Genomic DNA, 517 nt, shown 5'->3' on the forward strand with positions numbered 1-517 from the left:
CTTCGTTAAGGTCAAAACCGTTGTTCAAGGAGCGGTTGGGATAGGCGTAAAAGCTTGTTGTAGCAAGTTTTTAGACTGATTTAGATTAAATCGTTAGTCTTGTTATACAGCGCCTTTACAGGCGGTCAGGGCAAGCCCTAACGACCCAAAAGCCCCATCTGGTAGACCATCTTTTTTTTGCAGGGAGTGAATGCTATATTAATCTTGGCACTAAAGCCAACTAACGCTTACACAGGTTGGGAGGTGTATTCCGTATGTACGAAAAATTTCTAACGTTGGTTGTCGCACCGCTATTTGTCGGGCTAGTCATTGAGCTAGTTTCTCATTGGTTGGACGAGAAAGACGACAACTAAGGCTTAGTGCCTTCCAACTCACACGCCTAGTCGCAGGGCGAAAAAAAAGCCAGACACCGTCGCATGGTGGCTGGCTTTTGTGCATTCCGCACTCGAAAAAATTCTAACGTTTTCGCATGGTTATTATAGCATGGACGTTGGCAAATCTCAATTTCACTGACTAT

The 517-nt window shown here is 44.7% G+C and carries 1 protein-coding gene; it reads left to right on the forward strand.

Translation table 11 applies throughout. The features are described 5' to 3' along the window. The first annotated feature begins 254 nt into the window (after positions 1-254). Positions 255-353 (forward strand): type I toxin-antitoxin system Fst family toxin, encoded by a 99-nt coding sequence (locus tag ACFOPO_RS18470; protein WP_110958386.1) that lies wholly within the window; start codon positions 255-257, stop codon positions 351-353. The last annotated feature ends 164 nt before the right edge of the window (positions 354-517 follow it).

Source organism: Lysobacter sp. GCM10012299, assembly GCF_042649405.1.
Taxonomy (GTDB): Bacteria; Pseudomonadota; Gammaproteobacteria; order Xanthomonadales; family Xanthomonadaceae; genus Lysobacter_J.

Excerpts from the sequence above, each read along its gene's own strand:
- ACFOPO_RS18470 (WP_110958386.1), top strand. The coding sequence starts at position 255 with ATGTACGAAAAATTTCTAACGTTGGTTGTCGCACCGCTATTTGTCGGG.